Consider the following 19,823-nt stretch of genomic DNA (forward strand, 5'->3'; position numbering starts at 1 on the left):
GCGGGTGGAGACTTGGGGGAGTCGATGGCGAGGGAAGATGGGGCACTTCCGCTAACGCGGGGGCAGCTTGACATCTGGTTGTCCCAAGAGGCCGGGTTCGCCGGCACGCAGTGGCAACTCGGTCTCCTGGTCAAGATCGACGGCATCGTCCACCGCGATGAGCTCGAACAGGCGATCACTCAGGCCGTCGCCGAGGCGGAACCGGGCAGGGTCTCGTTCTTCGAGGTCGACGGCCAGGTCGTGCAGAAGCCGGTCGACTACCCGCTCGTCGAGTTGACGTTCGACGACCTGAGGAGCGCGGCCGACCCCGTGCAGGAGGCCCGCGAGAGGTCGTCGTCAATCCAGCGCACGCCGATGGCGTTGAACGGCCAGCTGTTCAAATTCGTGCTTTTTCAAACAGGGCACGAGGAATTCTATTTGTTTGGTTGCTGCCACCACATCGCCATCGACGGTCTGGGCATGGCCCTCGTCTGCCGCCGGGTTGCAACCATTTACTCGGCGATGGTGGCCGGAAAACCGATTCCCGACGCCTACTTCGGTTCCACGCGGGACCTGGTGGACCTGGAGTCGGGGTACGAAGCCTCCGAGGACTACGCCGAAGACAGGGCCTATTGGAGCGAGCACCTGCCGCCGGAGAGCGGGCCGGTCGATCGCCTGCCCGAGGCGGCCGGCGAACGCGACCATTACTCGCCGTCCGCGTCCGTGCAGCTGGACCCCGCGGTTGCCAACCGCATCAAGGAGCTGTCGAAAAAGCTTGCCATCCGCCGCTTTTCGGTCACCACCGCCGCGTGCGCCCTGCTGGTCCGCGGGTGGTCCGGTAGCGGCTCGGAGGTGGCGCTCGACTTCCCGGTCAGCCGGCGCGTGCGGCCGGAGTCCAAAACGCTGCCCGCCATGCTCGCCGGAGTGGTGCCGCTGGTCCTGGCGACCGAGCCGCAATCGACCGTCGCCGACTTCTGCAAGCACGTCGACATCCGCATCCGTGAACTCCTGCACCACCAGCGCTTCCCGGTGCACACCCTGGAGGGCGACGGGCTGCGGCAGGCGCCGAACCGGGTCGGGATCAACTTCATCCCGTCCCGGCTGACGCTGGACCTCGCCGGCGCTCCGGCCACCGCGTCGTACACGAACCACGGCCCGGTCGGGCACTTCGGACTGTTCTTCCTCGGCGCCGGTGACCAGCTGTTCCTCAGCACCGCGGGCCCGGGCCAGCCGTTCGCCAGCTTCGGCGTCGCCGACCTGGCGGGGCGCTTGCAGCAGATCCTGGAAGAGATGACCGCCGACCCCGAGCGGCCGCTGTCGTCGATCGATCTCCTGACGCCCGACGAGCCCGCCCTGCTGGACGAGTGGAGCAACCGGCCGGCGCTGCACGAGCCGGTCCCCGACCCCGTGTCGATCCCTCAAGCGTTCGCCGAGCACGTGCAGAGCACGCCCGAGGCGGTCGCGGTGACATTCGGCGACCGCTCCCTGACATTCGCGGAACTCGACGAGGCCTCCAACCGGTTGGGCCATCTGCTCGCCGACCGCGGGGTCGGCCCGGGGGACTGCGTGGCGGTGCTGTTCCCCAGGTGCGCCGACGCCATCGTGTCGATGATGGCGGTGCTCAAGACCGGGGCGGCGTACGTGCCGATCGATCCGGCGCACGCGTCGTCGCGGATGGATTTCGTGCTCGAAGACGCGGCGCCCAGTGCGGTGATCACCACGGCGGAGCTGCGCCCGCGGCTCGACGACCATGACGTCCTGGTTGTCGACGTGCACGACCCGGCCATCGACAGCCAGCCCGACACCGCCTTGCCGCTGCCGGCGCCCGAGAACACCGCGTACATCATCTACACCTCCGGAACCACCGGAACCCCCAAAGGCGTTGCGATTCCTCATCTCAACGTCACCTGGCTGATCGAGTCGCTCGACGCCGGACTGCCCAAGGGAAACGTGTGGACGCAATGCCACTCCTCGGCCTTCGACTTCTCGGTGTGGGAGATCTTCGGCGCCCTGCTGCGCGGTAGGCGCCTGCTGGTGGTGCCCGAATCGGTGGCGTCGTCGCCGGCGGACCTGCACGACCTGCTGGTCGCGGAGAAGGTCAGCGTGCTGACCCAGACCCCGTCGGCCGTGGCGATGCTGCCGGCCGACGGCCTGGAGTCCACCGCGCTGGTGGTGGCCGGTGAGGCCTGCCCGACCGACGTCGTCGATCGGTGGGCGGCGCCCGGGCGGGTGATGCTCGACGCCTACGGTCCGACCGAGACCACGGTCTGCGCGTCGATCAGCACGCCGCTGGTGCCCGGATCGCCGGTGGTGCCGATCGGCTCCCCGATAGCCGGCGCGGCGATGTTCGTGCTCGACAAGTGGCTGCAGCCGGTGCCCGCCGGCGTGGTCGGCGAGTTGTACCTGGCCGGGCGCGGCGTCGGGCACGGCTACGTGCGCCGGGCCGGCCTGACCGCATCGCGGTTCGTGGCCAACCCGTTTGGCGGCCCGGGGGCACGCATGTACCGCACCGGTGACCTGGTGTGCTGGGGCCCCGATGGGCAGTTGCAATACCTGGGCCGCGCCGACGAGCAGGTCAAGATCCGCGGCTACCGCATCGAACTCGGCGAAATCCAGGCCGTGCTGGCCGGACTCGACGGAGTGGACCAGGCGGCCGTGGTCGCCCGCGAGGACCGTCCCGGCGACAAGCGTCTGGTCGGTTACATCACCGGGACCGCCGACCCGGCGGCGGTGCGCGCCGAGCTGGCCGACAAGCTTCCGCCCTACATGGTCCCGACCGCGGTGATGGTGCTCGACGCCCTGCCGCTGACCGGTAACGGCAAGCTCGACAAGCGCGCCCTGCCCTCGCCCGAATACGCCGCGAGTGAGTACCGGGCCCCGGCCGACGCGATCGAGGAGATCCTGGCCGACATCTACGCCCAGGTGCTCGGCGTGGAGCGCGTCGGCGTCGACGACTCCTTCTTCGACCTCGGCGGCGACAGCATCCTGTCGATGCAGGTGGTGTCGCGGGCCCGCGCGGCCGGCGTAATCTGCCGTCCGCGAGACATTTTCGTGGAGCAGACGGTCGCTCGCCTGGCGCGGGTGTCCGAGGTGGCGGCCGACGGTGAGTTCGGTGCGGCCGACGAGGGGATCGGGCCCGTGGTGGCCACTCCGATCATGCGCTGGCTGCAGACCATTGACGGCCCGATCGACGAGTTCAACCAGACCATGGTGCTGGCGGCTCCCGCCGGCGTGGGCGAGGACGACGTGACGGCGGTGCTGCAGGCGCTGCTGGATCGCCATCCCATGCTGCGGCTGCGCGTGCAGGACGACGGCGCCGGCGGCTGGTCCCTGGAGGCGCCCGAGGCGGGTTCGGTGCAGGCCGGCGACTGCCTGCGCGTGGTGGACACGTTGTCCGACGCGGCGCTGATCGAAGCCCGCGGCCGGCTCAATGTGGCCGACGGCGCGCTGGTGAGCGCTGTATGGGCAAGCGCGACAAGCCAATTGGCGTTGGTCATTCACCACCTGGCCGTCGACGGCGTCTCGTGGCGGACCCTGATCGAAGACCTCAACATCGCCTGGGCCCAGCTGCACAACGCCCAGCCGGTGGCCCTGCCGGTGCCCGGAACGTCCTTTGCCCGTTGGTCTTCGCTGCTCGCCGACTACGCGCAGAGCCCGGCGGTGACCGCGCAGGCCGACGCGTGGCGGCAGGTGGCCGCCACCCCGGCGGTGCTGCCGGCGGTGCAGGCCGAGGACACCTACGCGACCGCCGGGCAGTTGACGGCGTCACTGGACGTCCACACCACCCGGCTGCTGCTGGGGGAGGTGCCCGCGGCGTTTCACGCTGGGGTGCAAGACATTCTGCTGATCGCGTTCGGGCTGGCGTTCACCGAATTCCTCGGCGAAGCCGCCCCGATCGGTATCGACATCGAGGGACACGGCCGCCAGGAAGAGGTGGCCTCGCACGTGGACCTGTCGCGCACCGTGGGCTGGTTCACCACCAAATACCCTGCGGCGCTGAAGATCAACGGCACGCTGAACTGGTCGAAGGTGGCCGCCGGTGACGCCGCGCTGAGCGCGGTGATCAAGGACGCCAAGGAGCAACTGCGCGCCCTGCCCGACGGTCTGACCTACGGGCTGTTGCGTTACCTGAACACCGACGTCGACCTCGACGGTCCCGACCCGGTGATCGGGTTCAACTACCTGGGCCGGCTGGCCGCGGGAGCCGACCTCTCCGAGGACCTGTGGCGGGTCAGCGAGGACAGCCTGTCGTCGGCCGCGGTGGCCACAGCGGTGGCAATGCCCTTGGCGCACACCGTGGAACTCAACGCGGGCACCATGGACACCGAGGCCGGTCCGAACCTGCACGCCAACTGGCGGTGGGCGCCGTCGGCGCTGACCGACGAGCAGGTAAACCGGTTGAGCCAGTTGTGGTTTGAGGCTCTTACCGGGATCTGCGCGCACGTGCGCGCCGGAGGCGGCGGGCTGACCCCGTCCGACATCGCCCCCGCCCGGCTGGACCAGCAGCAGATCGACGAGCTCTGCCGGCAGCACCAGATCGCCGACGTGCTGCCGCTCAGCCCCGTCCAGCAGGGCCTGCTCTTCCACACCAGCTTCGCGCAGGAGCTCGAGGACCTCTACGCCGTGCAGCTCGGCATCACCGTAAGCGGTTCCCTTGACCCGCAACGGCTTCGCGACGCGGTGCAGGCCGTCGTCAACCGCCACCCCAACCTGGCGGCCCGGTTCATCGACGAATTCGGCGAGCCGGTGCAGATCATCCCGGCCGAGCCGGTGATGGCGTGGAACTACGTCGAGCTGAGCGGCGGCGAGGTCGACCAACAGGTCGAGGCGCTGTCCGCCGCCGAACGCACCGCCGTCTGCGATCTGGCCGGCCAGCCGGCCTTCCGGGCCGCGCTGATCCGCACCGCGCCCGACCGGCACCGGTTCCTGCTCACCATTCACCACATCGTCATCGACGGCTGGTCGCTGCCCGTGCTGATGCGCGAGGTCTTCGCCGGCTACTACGGCGAGCGGCTGCCCGCGCCGCCGTCGTATCGCAGCTACCTGATGTGGCTGGCCGCGCAGGATCGCGCCGGCGCCCAAGCCGCCTGGGCCGAGGCGCTGGAGGGATTCGAAGCGCCCACCCTGGTGGCGCCGCCGGGCAAGATCGGCCGGCGTGCCGTTGCCAGCTATACGGTTTCGGCGGACACCACCCGCGCCCTGAGCGAATTGGCACGCTCCAGCCGCACCACCGTCAGCACCGTGCTGCAGGGTGCCTGGGCGCAACTGCTGACCTGGCTCACCGGCCAGCACGACGTGGCCTTCGGCACCGCGGTGTCGGGCCGGCCCACCGAACTGCCCGGCGCGGACGCCATGGTCGGTTTGTTGATCAACACCGTTCCGGTGCGGGCCAACATCGCCGCCGCCACCACCGTCGCCGACCTGCTCGAGCAGCTGCAACGCGTCCACGCCGAGACGCTCGAGCATGAACACTTGGCGCTCAACGAGATTCACCGCGTCACCGGCCACGACCAGCTGTTCGACACGCTCTTCTTGTACGAGAACTACCCGATCGATGCCGGTGCGCTGCTGGGCGTCCAGGAGCTGGCCGTCACCGAATTCAACAGCCGCGAATTCAACCACTACCCGCTTTCCGTGGTGGCCACCCCGGGCCACGAACTGAGCCTGCGCGTCGAGTACGACACCGAGGTGTTCGAGGCGTCCGAAGTCGAAACGCTGATCGAGCGGTTGCGTCAGGTGATGGCGGCCATGACCGCCGATCCCGCACAACGGCTTTCGTCGATCGACCTGCTCGACGCCGCCGAGCACGAGCGGCTCGACGCCTGGGGCAACCGGGCGATGCTGGCCCGCCGTCCGCGCGGGAAGGCGTCGATTCCGGAGCTGTTCGCCGCGCAGGTGGCCCGCGCCGCCGACGCGGTGGCGATCACCTGCGGCGAGCGGTCGTGGACCTACCGCGAGGTCGAGGAGTCGGCAAACCGGTTGGCGCACTTGCTTTCCGACCAGGGCGCCGGACCGGGTCAGCGGGTGGCCGTGGTGATCCCGCGGTCGGCCGAAGCGGTAATGGCGATCTTCGCCGTGCTCAAGACCGGGGCGGCCTACGTGCCGATCGACCCGAGCGTGCCCGAGGCCCGGTTGCAGTTCGTGCTCGGCGACTCCGCACCCGTCGCGGCGGTGACCACCGCCGAGGTGCGCGCCCGGCTGGACGGGTTCGACGGCCTGATCGTCGACATCGACGACCCCGCCGTGCAGACCCAACCGGCGACGGCCCTGCCGGTGCCGGCGCCGGAGAACATCGCGTACATCATCTACACCTCGGGGACCACCGGAACCCCGAAGGGCGTGGCCATCCCGCACCACAACGTGACGTTGTTGCTGGAGACACTGGATGCTCAGCTCGGGTTGGGCCAGGTGTGGACGCAATGTCACTCGCTGGCGTTTGACTTCTCGGTATGGGAAGTCTTCGGGTCACTGCTCTACGGCGGACGCCTGGTCGTCGTGCCCGACGCGGTGGTGCGTTCGGCTGAGGACCTGCACGCGTTGCTGGTGCGCGAGCAGGTCAGCGTGCTGAGCCAGACCCCGTCGGCGTTCTATGCGTTGCAGAGCGCCGATGCGTTGGCGCCGGAGTTGGGTGAGCAGCTGAAGTTGCAGACGGTGGTCTTCGGTGGTGAGGCGCTGGAGCCGCACCGGTTGTCGACGTGGTTGCACCGTCACCCGGGGCTGCCCCGGATGGTCAATATGTATGGCATCACCGAAACCACGGTGCACGCGTCGTTCCGCGAGATCGTCGACGCGGACACCGACAACAACGTCAGCCCCATCGGGGTGCCGCTGGCCAACCTCGCCTTCTTCGTGCTCGACGGCTGGCTGCGCCAGGTGCCGGTCGGTGTGGTCGGTGAGCTGTACGTCGCCGGCGGCGGGCTGGCCACTGGCTATGTCGGGCGCCCAGACCTGTCGGCCACGCGGTTCGTGGCCTGCCCGTACGGGGCCCCGGGAGGACGCATGTATCGCACCGGCGACCTGGTGCGCTGGGGCGCCGACGGGCAGCTGCAGTACATGGGCCGCTCCGACGAACAGGTCAAGATCCGCGGCTACCGCATCGAACTCGGGGAGATCCAGGCCGCCCTCGCCTCGCTGGACGGGGTCGAGCACGCGGCGGTGATCGCCCGCGAGGACCGGCCCGGCGACAAGCGCCTGGTCGGCTACGTGACCGGGACGGCCGACCCGGCCGAGGTGCGCGCCCAGCTCGGCGAGCGGTTGCCGAGCTACATGGTGCCCACGGCCGTCGTCGTGCTCGAGGCCCTGCCGCTGACGGTCAACGGCAAGCTGGACACCCGCGCGCTGCCGGCGCCGGAATACTCCGACGCCGATCGTTACCGGGCCCCGGTGAGCGCCATCGAGGAGATCCTGGCCGGCATCTACGCCCAGGTGCTCGGTGTGGAGCGGGTCGGTGTCGACGACTCCTTCTTCGACCTCGGCGGCGACAGCATCCTGTCGATGCAGGTGGTGGCGCGCGCCCGGGCGGCCGGAGTGGTGTGCCGCCCGCGCGACGTCTTCGTCGAGCAGACAGTGGCCAAGCTGGCGCGAGTCGCCACCGTGGCCAGCGGCGAGGACGACGTGGTCGACGAGGGGCTGGGCGCCGTGGTGGCCACCCCGATCATGCGCTGGCTGCAGAACATGGACGGCCCGGTCGAGCAGTTCAACCAGACCATGGTGCTGGCGGCGCCGGCCGAGGTGACCTTCGACGACGTGCCGGTGGTGGTGCAGGCGCTGCTGGATCGGCACGCGATGTTGCGGATGCGCGTCGAGGACGACGGCGCCGGCGGCTGGTCGCTCGACGTGCCCGAGGCGGGTTCGGTGCAGGCCGGCGACTGCGTGGAGTCGGTCGACGAGTTGTCCGAAGCGGCGCTGGTGGACGCCCGGTCGCGGCTGAACCTGGCCGACGGTGTGCTGGTGCGTGCCGTATGGGCAAGCGCGACAAACCAATTGGCGCTCATCATTCACCACCTGGCCGTCGACGGCGTGTCCTGGCGGACCCTGATCGAGGACCTCAACATCGCCTGGGCGCAGCACCACAGCGGCCAGCCGGTGGCGCTGCCGGTGGGCGGCACCTCGTTCGCGCGGTGGTCGTCGCTGCTGGACGACTACGCGCGCCGGCCCGAGGTGGTCGAGCGGCTGGAGGAGTGGCGGCAGGTGGCCGCCGTCCCGGCGGTGCTGCCGAAGGCGCAGCCCGAGGACACGTACGTGACGGCCGGGCAGTTCTCGGCGTCCCTGGACGTCGAGACGACCCGGCTGCTGCTGGGTGAGGTGCCCGCGGCGTTCCACGCCGGGGTGCAAGACATCCTGCTGATCGCGTTCGGCCTGGCCTGGACCCAGTTCATGGGCACCGGCGCGCCGATCGCCATCGACGTGGAGGGCCACGGACGCAACGAAGAGCTGGGCCCGCAGGTGGACCTGTCGCGCACGGTCGGCTGGTTCACCGCGAAGTACCCGATGTCGTTGCGGATGGGTGGACTGTCCTGGGGCCAGGTGATCGGCGGCGACCCGGCCCTCGGCGGGCTGATCAAGGACGCCAAGGAGCAGCTGCGCGCGTTGCCCGACGGCTTGACCTACGGGCTGCTGCGTTACCTGAATCCCGAAGCGGCACTGGATGATCCGGACCCGGTCATCGGATTCAACTACCTGGGCCGGCTCGGCGGCGGGGCCGCCGAACTGTCGGCCGACCTGTGGCAGCTGGCCCCGGACAGCTTCGCGCTGGCCGGTGCGGCCGGCGCGGTGGCCCTGCCGTTGCCGCACACGGTGGAGCTCAACGCCGGCACCATGGACACCGCGGACGGCCCGCACCTGCAGGCCAACTGGACGTGGGCGCTCTCGGCGCTGGACGACAAGCAGATCGGCCGGCTCAGCGAACTGTGGTTCGACGCCCTGGCCGGCATCTGCGCGCACGTGCGCAACGGCGGCGGCGGCCTGACCCCGTCCGACATCGCGCCCGCCCGCCTGAGCCAGCGCGACCTCGACGAACTGCAGCAGCAGTACCAGATCGCCGACGTGCTGCCGCTGACCCCGCTGCAGCAGGGACTGCTGTTCCACACCGGCACCGCCCAGGGCGGCCAGGACTCCGACGACCTCTATGCGGTGCAGCTCGACATCTCCGTGACCGGCGCTTTGGACCCGGAGCGGCTGCGCGAGGCGGTGCAGACCGTCATCCGGCGCCACCCCAACGTGGTGGCCAGCTTCTCCGAGGACTTCGGGGAGCCGGTGCAGGTCATGACGACCGATCCGGCGCTCGCCTGGCAGTACGTCGAACTGGACACCGACGACGGCCCGGACGCTCACGCCGAGCAGGTCGAGCGGTTGTCCACCGCCGAGCGCGTCGCCGTCTGCGATCTGGCCGGGCAGCCGCCCTTCCGGGCCGCCCTGATCCGCACGGCGGAGAACACGTACCGGTTCGTGCTCACCAACCACCACATCGTGCTCGACGGCTGGTCCAAGCCGGTCCTGCTGCAGGAGATCTTCGCCAGTTACTTCGGGGTGCGGCTGCCCGCACCGGTGCCGTACCGCAGCTTCATCACCTGGCTGTCCGAGCAGGATCGTGCCGCGGCTCAGGCGGCGTGGCGCGACGTGCTGGCCGGTTTCGACACCCCCACGCTGGTGGCTCCGTCGGGACGCATGGCGCTGGGTCCGCGCGGCGTCGCCGAGTTCCATGTGTCCGCGGAGACGAGTCGTCTGCTCGGCGAATTGGCCCGCTCGTGCCGCACCACCGTCAGCACGGTGCTGCAGGGAGCCTGGGCGCAGCTGCTGATGTGGCTGACCGGACAGCACGATGTGGTGTTTGGCACAGCAGTTTCGGGCCGTCCCACCGAATTGCCCGGATCCGACGCCATGGTGGGCCTTTTGATCAATACCGTGCCGGTGCGGGCGACTATCGGCGCCGAAACCACCATCGCCGACCTGCTTGACCAGCTACAACGCGCCTACACCGACACTCTGGACCACCAGCATTTAGCACTGAATGACATCCATCGTGTAACGGGACATGACCAAATTTTCGACACAATGTTCGTGTACGAGAACTATCCCATCGATACTGCCGCGCTATCGGCCGTGGACGAGTTAACTATTACTGGATTCACGAATCGGGAATACAACCACTACCCGCTTTCGGTGCAAGCCGTGCCAGGCCATGAAATAGGCCTTCGCGTCGAGTTCGATACAGACGTATTTGGCGAGGCGAGGATCGACAAGCTCGTAGAGCGGTTCAAGCGGGTGCTGGAAGCCATGACCGTGGACTTGGAGGAGCAGTCATGACCGTCGGTGCGGGACGGCGCTTGTTGTCGATCGATCTGCTGGATGGCGGCGAACACGATCGACTCGACGAGTGGGGCAACCGGGCGGTATTGACCAAGCCGGTCAAGGCTCCCTTGTCGATCCCCGAGATGTTCGCCACCCAGGTGGCCCGTGCTCCGCAGTCGGTGGCACTGACCTTTGGCGACCGCTCCCTGACCTACCAGGAGCTCGACGAGGCCGCGAACCGGCTGGCCCACCTGCTGGCCGAGCAGGGCGCGCGCCCGGGCGAATGCGTCGCGCTGCTGTTCTCCCGCTCGGCCGAGGCGATCATCTCGATTCTCGCGGTGCTGAAGACCGGCGCGGCCTACCTGCCGATCGACCCGGCGCTGCCCTCGGCGCGGATGGAATTCATGCTCGGCGACGCAACGCCGATCGCGGTGGTGACCACGGCCAGCCTGCGCACCCGGCTGGACGGGTTCGACCTGCCCGTCATCGACGTCGACGAAGCCGCGGCCGACGGCCAGCCCAGCAGCGCGCTGGAGGGGCCGGCGCCCGAAGACATCGCCTACATGATCTACACCTCGGGCACCACGGGGACACCCAAGGGCGTCGCGGTCACGCACCGCAACGTCACCGAGTTCGTGCGGACGCTGCACGCCGATCTGCCGACCGGGCCGGGGAAGGTCTGGTCGCAGTGGCACTCGCTGGTGTTCGACGTCTCCGTCTGGGAGATCTGGGGCGCACTGCTCCACGGCGGTCGCCTGGTGGTGGTCCCCGAGTCCGTCGCGGGGTCGCCCGACGAACTGCACGCGCTGCTGGTGGCCGAGAAGGTCAACGTCCTGAGCCAGACCCCGTCCGCGGTGGGCATGCTCTCGCCGGAGGGCCTGGACGACACCGCGCTGGTGGTCGCGGGTGAGGCCTGCCCGGCCGAGGTGGTCGACCGGTGGGCGCCCGGACGCGTGATGATCAACGCCTACGGCCCGACCGAGGCCACCGTCTACGCCGCGATGAGCACGGCGCTGGCGGGCGATTCGGGCGCTCCGCCGATCGGATCGCCGGTCCCAGGCGCGGCGTTGTTCGTTCTGGACAAGTGGTTGCGGCCCGCGCCGGAAGGCGTGGTCGGTGAGTTGTATGTGGCCGGCCGCGGCGTCGCCACCGGGTACGCCCGCCGGGCCGGCCTGACGGCGTCGCGCTTCGTGGCCTGCCCGTTCGGCGGGCCGGGCGCGCGGATGTACCGCACCGGTGACCTGGTCCGCTGGGGCGCCGACGGCCAGCTGCAGTACCTGGGCCGCGCCGACGAGCAGGTCAAGATCCGCGGCTACCGCATCGAACTCGGCGAGATCCAGTCGGCGCTCGCCTCGCTGGAGGGCGTCGACCAGGCCGCGGTGATCGCCCGCGAGGACCGCCCCGGCGACAAGCGCCTGGTCGGGTACATCACCGGGACCGCCGATCCGACCGAGCTGCGCACCCAGCTGGGCAAGCGGCTGCCGGCCTACATGGTCCCGGCCGCGGTCGTCGTGCTGGAGACCCTGCCGCTGACGGTCAACGGCAAGCTGGACAAGCGCGCGCTGCCCGCGCCGGAGTACCACAAGCGCGGCGGCCAATACCGCGCGCCCGGCAACCACACCGAGGAGATCCTGGCCGGCATCTACGCCCAGGTGCTCGGCGTCGAGCGGGTCGGCGTGGACGACTCGTTCTTCGACCTCGGTGGAGACAGCATCCTGTCGATGCAGGTGGTGGCCCGGGCCCGCGCGGCCGGCGTGATGTGCCGCCCGCGCGACGTGTTCGTCGAGCAGACGGTCGCACGGCTGGCCCGGGTGGCCACCGACGGCGCCGACGAGGACGACGTGGTCGACGAGGGCATCGGGCCGGTGCTGGCCACCCCGATCATGCATTGGCTGCAAACCGTGCAGGGCCCGATCGACGACTTCAACCAGACCATGGTGCTGGCCGCCCCCGCGGGCGTCACCTCCGAGGACGTCGCGCTGGTGCTGCAGGCCTTGCTGGACCGTCACCCCATGCTGCGGCTGCGCGTGGAGGACGACGGCGACGGCGGCTGGTCGCTGCATGCGCCCGAGCCGGGCACCGTGCAGGCCGCCGACTGCCTGCAGTCGGTCGAGCAGCTGTCCGACGAGACCCTGGTGGCCGCCCGGTCCCGGCTGAACCCGGGCGCCGGAGTGATGGTGAGCGCCGTCTGGGCAACGGAGACAAGCCAATTGGCGTTGATCATCCACCACGTGGCCGTCGACGGCGTGTCGTGGCGGACCTTGATCGAGGACCTCAACATCGCGTGGGCGCAGCACCACAGCGGCCAGCCGGTGGCGCTGCCGACGGGTGGCACCTCGTTCGCCCGCTGGTCCTCGCTGCTGGCCGAGCACGCGCAGAGCCCGGCGGTGGTCGAGCAGGCCGACGCCTGGCGCGAGGTGGTCGCGACCCCGGCCGTGCTGCCGGCGGTGCGCCCCGAGGAGGACACCTACCAGACCGCCGAGCAGTTGTCGGTGTCCCTGGATGTCGAGACGACGCGGCTGCTGCTGGGTGAGGTCCCCGCGGCGTTCCACGCCGGGGTGCAGGACATCCTGCTGATCGCGTTCGGGATGGCGTGGACGGAGTTCCTGGGCAGCGGCACGCCGATCGGCATCGACGTCGAGGGCCACGGCCGTCAGGAAGAGCTCGGCCCGCACGTCGACCTGTCCCGCACCGTGGGCTGGTTCACCACCAAGTACCCGGTCGCCTTGAAGGTCGACGGCCTGGACTGGGCGAACGTGGTGGCCGGTGACGACGCGTTGGGCGCGGCGATCAAGGCCACCAAGGAGCAGCTGCGCGCCCTGCCGGACGGACTGACCTACGGCCTGCTGCGCTACCTGAACCCCGACGTCGACCTGGGCGGATCCGACCCCGTGATCGGGTTCAACTACCTGGGACGGCTGGGCGCGGCCGCCGACCTGCCGGGCGAGCTGTGGCGGCTGAGCCCCGACAGCCTGTCGCTGAGCGGCGCGGCCGCGGCGGTGGCGATGCCGCTGATGCACACCGTCGACCTCAACGCCGGCACCATGGACACCGAGGAAGGCCCGCACCTGCACGCCAACTGGACGTGGGCGGCCTCCGCGATGGACCGGGAGCAGATCAACCGGCTGAGCCAGCTGTGGTTCGAGGCGCTGACCGGCATCTGCGCCCACGTGCAGGCCGGCGGCGGCGGGCTCACCCCGTCGGACATCGCGCCCGCACGCCTGAACCAGCCGCAGATCGACGAGCTGAGCAAGCAGCACCAGATCGCCGACATCCTGCCGCTGACCCCGTTGCAGCAGGGGCTGCTGTTCCACGCCAGCTTCGCGCAGGACCCGGGCGACGACGTCTACGCGGTGCAGCTCGGCATCACCGTGACCGGCGAGCTGGACTCGCACCGGCTGCACGACGCCGTGCACACCGTGGTCAGCCGGCACCCCAACCTGGCGGCCCGGTTCTGCCCGCAGTTCGGTGAGCCCGTCCAGGTCATCCCGGCCGACCCGGTCATGGCGTGGCGGTACATCCAGCTGGGCGCCGAGGACCTCGACCCCGAGCAGCGGGTCGAGGAGCTGTGCGCCGCCGAGCGCGCCGCGGTGAGCGACCTGGCGAACCGTCCGGCATTCCGGGCCGCGCTGATCCGCACCGCGGACAACCGGTACCGGTTCGTGCTGACCAACCACCACATCGTGATGGACGGCTGGTCGCTGCCGATCCTGCTGCGCGAGATCCTCGCCAACTACTACGGCGACCAGTTGCCCGCGCCGGCGACCTACCGCAGCTACCTGACGTGGCTGGCCGGACAGGACCGCACCGCCGCGCAGGCGGCCTGGCGCCAGGTCCTCGAGGGCTTCGACACGCCCACCCTGGTGGGTCCGGCGGGCCGGATGAAGCTCGGCCGGCGAGCCGTGGAGTCCTACCGGCTGTCCGCGGAGACCACGCTCGCCCTGGGCGAGCTGGCCCGCTCGTGCCACACCACCGTCAACACCGTGCTGCAGGCCGCGTGGGCGCAGCTGCTGATGCGCCTCACCGGCCAGCACGACGTCGCGTTCGGCACCGCGGTGTCGGGGCGGCCGGCCGACCTGATCGGCGCCGAGTCCATGGTGGGTCTGCTGATCAACACCGTGCCGGTGCGGGCCAGCATCACCTCGGAGACCACCGTCGCCGACGTGCTGGAGCAGCTGCAGCAGCACCACAACGACACCCTCGAGCACGAGCACCTGGCGCTGAGCGACATCCACCACGTCACCGGCCACGACGCGCTGTTCGACACCTTGTTCCTGTACGAGAACTACCCGATCGACACCAGCGTGCCGTTGGGCTTCCACGAGTTGGCCATCACCGATGTCACCAACCGCGAGTACAACCACTACCCGCTGTCGGTGATGGCGCTCCCGGGCCGCGAGCTGGGCCTGCGCGTCGAATTCGACACCGACGTGTTCGACGCGGCCGGCATCGAGAAGCTGACCGAGCGGTTCCAGCGGGTGCTGTCGGAGATGACGGTCGACCCGACCCGAAAGCTGATGTCGCTGGACGTCGTCGACGAGCACGAGCACGCGTGGCTGGACGAGCGGGGCAACCGCGCGGTGTTGAGCCAGCCGGCGACCGGCAAGTCCATCCCGGCCATGTTCGCCGCGCAGGTGGCCAGCACCCCGGACGCGGCGGCGCTGACCTTCGACGGCCGCTCGATGACGTATCGGGAGCTCGACGAGGCCGCCAACCGGATGGCGCACCTGCTGACCGAAGAGGGCGCCGGCCCGGGCGAGCGGGTCGCGCTGCTGTTCTCGCGCTCCGCCGACGCGATCGTCTCGATCCTTGCGGTGCTCAAGACCGGGGCGGCCTATTTGCCGATCGACCCGGCCCTGCCGGCCGCGCGGATCGAGTTCCTGCTGGCCGACGCCGAGCCTGTCGCCGTGGTCACCACCGCGGGGCTGCGGGATCGGCTGGACGGCTGCAACCCGACGGTCATCGACGTCGACGACCCGGAGCTGGCCGCCCAGCCCAGCACGGCGTTGCCGATCCCGTCGTCGGACAACATCGCCTACGTGATCTACACCTCGGGAACCACCGGTGTCCCCAAGGGTGTGGCCGTCACCCACGAGAACGTCGCGCAGCTGCTGGAGACGCTGCACGCCGACCTGCCGGAGGCGGGGGTGTGGGCGCAATGGCACTCGCTGGTGTTCGACGTGTCGGTCCACGAGATCTGGGGCGCGCTGCTGCACGGCGGCCGCCTGGTGGTGGTGCCCGAGTCGGTCGCGGCTTCGCCCGACGAGTTGCACGCGCTGCTGGTCTCCGAAGGCGTCACCGTGTTGAGCCAGACCCCGTCGGCGGTGGGCATGCTCTCGCCGGAGGGCCTGGAGTCGACGGCGTTGGTGGTGGCCGGTGAGGCCTGCCCGGTCGAGGTTGTCGATCGGTGGGCGCCGGGACGGGTGATGATCAACGCCTACGGCCCGACCGAGGCCACCGTGTACGCGGCGATGAGCGCTCCGCTGGCGAGCGGAACAGGGTCGGCGCCGATCGGTTCGCCGGTGCCGCGCGCCGCGCTGTTCGTGCTGGACCGCTGGCTGCGACCGACACCCGAGGGCGTCGTCGGCGAGCTGTACATCGCGGGACACGGTGTGGCCACTGGTTATTCGCGCCGGCCCGGCTTGACGGCGGGACGCTTCGTCGCCTGCCCGTTCGGCGGCCCGGGTGCGCGGATGTACCGCACGGGCGACCTGGTCCGGTGGGGCCGCGACGGTCAGCTCGAGTACCTGGGACGGGCCGACGAGCAGGTCAAGCTGCGCGGCTACCGCATCGAGCTCGGTGAGGTCCAGGCGGCCCTCGCCTCGCTGGAGGGCGTCGAGCAGGCGGCGGTGATCGCCCGCGAGGACCGTCCCGGTGACAAGCGGCTGGTGGGCTACATCACCGGAACGGCCGACCCGGTCGGGATCCGGATCCAGCTCGCGGACCGGCTGCCGGCCTACATGGTGCCGGCCGCGGTGGTGGCGTTGGACGCGCTGCCGCTGACGGTCAACGGCAAGCTGGACAAGCGCGCCCTGCCCGCACCGGAGTACCAGAAGCGCGGCGGCGAGTACGTCGCGCCGGCCGACCCGACCGAAGAGATCGTGGCCGACATCTTCGGCCGCGTCCTCGGCATGGAGCGGGTGTCGGTCGAGGACTCCTTCTTCGAGCTGGGCGGCGACTCGTTGTCCGCGATGCGGGTGATCGCCGAGATCAACACCGCCGTCGATGGCGCCCTGTCGGTGCGCACCCTGTTCGACTCGCAGTCGGTGCGCGCACTGGCGCACCGGATCACCAGCGGTGCGGACACCGAGGGCGCCGCGGGACCCGGCTTCGCGGCGGTGCACGGCGCCGACGCCAAGGAGGTGTTTGCCCGCGACCTCACGCTGGACAAGTTCATCGACGCGACGACGTTGTCCAACGCGCCGGCGCTGCCCGGCCCGAGCGCGGAGGTCCGCACGGTCCTGCTGACCGGTGCGACCGGGTTCCTGGGTCGCTACCTGGCACTGGAATGGCTCGAGCAGCTGGAACAGGTCGACGGCAAGCTGATCTGCCTGGTGCGGGCCCGCTCCGACGAGGACGCGTGGCGCCGCCTGGAGAAGACCTTCGACAGCGGTGACCCGGATTTGCTGCGGCACTTCCAGGAGCTGGCCGAAGAGCACCTGCAGGTCGTCGCCGGTGACAAGGGCCAGGCCAACCTCGGGCTGGACGACGAGACGTGGCAGCGGCTGGCCGACACCGTCGACCTGATCGTCGACTCCGCGGCCGTCGTCAACGGTGTCCTGCCCTACAACGAGCTGTTCACCCCGAACGTCGGCGGCACCGCGGAGCTGATCCGGCTGGCGATCACTACGAAGAAGAAGCCGTACGCGTACGTGTCGACGTCGGACGTGGGCCGCCAGATCGACCCGGCTCAGTTCACCGAGGACGGCGACATCCGGGTGATCAGCGCCCGGCGCGTCATCGACGGCGGCTACGCCAACGGGTACGGCAACAGCAAGTGGGCGGGCGAGGTCCTGCTGCGCGAGGCCAACGACTTGTGCGGCTTGCCGGTCTCGGTGTTCCGCTCCGACATGATTCTGGCCGACACCACCTACGCCGGTCAGCTCAACGTGGCGGACATCTTCACCCGGATGATCCTGAGCGTCGTGGCCACCGGCACCGCGCCCAAGTCCTTCTACCAGCTGGACGCCGACGGCAACCGGCAGAGCGCGCACTTCGACGGCCTGCCCGTCGAGTTCGTCGCCGAGGCCATCGCCAAGCTGGGCGCCCAGGTGATGGACGGGTTCGAGACGTACCACGTGATGAACCCGCACGACGACGGCATCGGGCTCGACGAATACGTCGACTGGCTGATCGAAGCCGGCTACCCGATCGAGCGCGTCGGCGACTTCGGTGAGTGGCTGCAGCGCTTCGAGACCGGCCTGCGCGGCCTGCCGGAACGGCAGCGGCAGAACTCGGTCCTGCAGATGTTGACGTTGCTGCTGCGGGAACCGAAGAACCTGCAGCCCGCCGAGCCGGCCCGGGGGGCCTTCGCCCCGACGGATCGCTTCCGCGCGGCGGTGCAGGAAGCCAAGGTGGGTTCCGACAACGACATCCCGCATGTCAGCGCGTCGGTGATCGTCAAGTACGTCACCGACCTGCAACTGCTCGGTTTGCTGTAATCCCTTACGACGAAAACGAATGCGGCGTGGTCCACCCGGACCACGCCGCATTCGTTTATCCGGGATTGGTGAGATCGGCCCTTCGGGGCTAGCCACGGCCCGCCTATAACCGCGGGATAACGGTCGGCGCCGCGATGCGGGCTTTCGAATGGCGAAATGCCGCGCCACCAATCCATACCGTATGTTGCCGCCATACCATCGACCAGTACTGAAAGTACGTTCAATATGGCTATTACTGAGTCAAGATCTACCTTCTTGGCCAATTCACAGGACATTAAGTTTGAATAACCCTGGACCTACGGGGTGGTCGTCTACTAGCGTCCCAACTGTTGCACTCGTGTTGACTACGGGGTCTGCGGAGTGGGTGGGCGTCGACCGTTCGATGGCGGCGCCCGCCGGCTCGGTCGCCTCGGCCAACGACGAGCAGCAGCGAGGTTGTGGTCGGTCTTTGCCGACGCCGGGCCCGATGTGGGGTCGAGCGCCGCGAAGCGGACCGCGCCGAGCGCCGGAGCTATCTCGAGCGGAAGCGCAACGGGCCATGGCCTGAGCGTCCGCGCGAGCGGCTTCACTCAACCGGGGGGGTTGAAAGGAACACCCTGTTGTTGGGGAGTTGGATGGAGCTTGAGAGCCAGGCACTTCCGCTGACGCGCGGACAACTGGACATATGGCTTGCGCAGGAAACGGGCCACTCCGACACCGAGTGGCAGCTCGGCCTGTTCGTGCGGATCAACGGCATGGTCCAGCGCGACGCCCTGCAGTGGGCGATCCGGCAAGCCGTGCACGAGGCGGAACCGACCAGGGTCGCCTTCTTCGAGGTCGACGGCGAGGTCGTCCAGCGGCCGATCGAGGACCCAAACGTCGAGTTGACGTTCCTCAACCTGAGCGATTCGCCCGATCCCGAGCAGGAAGCCCGTCGCCGAGCGCTGGCCATTCAGCGCACGCCCATGCCGCTCACCGGGCCGCTGTTCAAGTTCGTCCTCTTCCAGACCCGGCGAGACGAATTCTTCTTCTTCGCGTGCTGCCATCACATCGTGATCGACGGCACCGGCGTGGGGCTGGTCGGCCATCGCATCGCCTCCATCTACTCCGCGATCGTGTCCGCCGGCCCCATCCCGACGGGGGTCTTCGGCTCGCTGCGGGAGCTGATCGACTGCGAATCGCACTACGAAGCCTCCGACGAATACCGCGAGGACGAGGCCTACTGGAGCGCCAACCTGCCCACGGACAGCGAAGCGCAGCACCGCATGCCCGACGGCGCGGGGGAGCGTGACCCGTGGCCGTCCGCTCCGGTCGCGCTGGACCCCGCGGTGGTGCGCCGGGTGCAGCGGTTCTCCGACGTTTGGGGCGTGTCGCAGACCTCGGTCATCACGGCGGCGTGCGCGCTGTTGGTCCGCGGGTGGTGCGCGAACGGCTCGGAAGTGGTGCTCGATTTCCCGGTCAGCCGGCGCGTGCGCCCGGAGTTGAAGACGCTGCCCGGCATGGTGGCCGGCGTCGTGCCGCTGGTGTTCACCGCCGGGCCACGGGCAACGGTCGCCGAGTTCTGCAAGCACGTCGAGAAGCGCATCGACGAGGCGGTGCAACACCAGCGATTCCCGGTGCACGCCCTGGAGCGCAAGGTCCGCGGCCTGACGAAGCCACCCGAACGGGTCAGCGTCAACTTCATCCCGTCCGCGTTCACCCTGCCCTTCGGTGGCGTCATGGCCTCGGCGTCGTACACGAACTCCGGTCAGGCCGACGGCTTCGGCCTCATCTTCTCCAGCGACGGTGACGAACTCTTCCTCAGCACGGCGGGCAGCTGGCAGCCCTGGTCCGGCCTGGACGCTCCCGACCTGGCGGCGCGTCTGCAGCGGCTCCTGGTGGCGATGACGGCCGATCCCACCAGGCCGCTGAGGA

The 19,823-nt window shown here is 69.7% G+C and carries 2 protein-coding genes and 1 pseudogene; all 3 read left to right on the forward strand.

Features of this window, described 5'->3' with window-relative positions:
- Nucleotides 1-24 precede the first annotated feature (24 nt).
- Nucleotides 25-10,284 (forward strand): non-ribosomal peptide synthetase, encoded by a 10,260-nt coding sequence (locus B9D87_RS03630; protein WP_040631546.1) that lies wholly within the window; start codon nt 25-27, stop codon nt 10,282-10,284.
- Nucleotides 10,281-17,930: a non-ribosomal peptide synthetase gene (locus B9D87_RS03635; RefSeq protein WP_007774171.1), complete on the forward strand. Its 7,650-nt coding sequence runs from the start codon at nt 10,281-10,283 to the stop codon at nt 17,928-17,930. Before B9D87_RS03630 ends, B9D87_RS03635 begins: the two co-directional genes overlap by 4 nt.
- 614 nt (nt 17,931-18,544) lie before the next feature.
- Nucleotides 18,545-19,492, forward strand: a pseudogene (locus B9D87_RS27905) (condensation domain-containing protein); the annotation flags it as partial.
- Nucleotides 19,493-19,823: the final 331 nt, after the last annotated feature.

Origin of the sequence: Mycobacterium colombiense CECT 3035 (assembly GCF_002105755.1) — a bacterium.
GTDB lineage: Bacteria > Actinomycetota > Actinomycetes > Mycobacteriales > Mycobacteriaceae > Mycobacterium > Mycobacterium colombiense.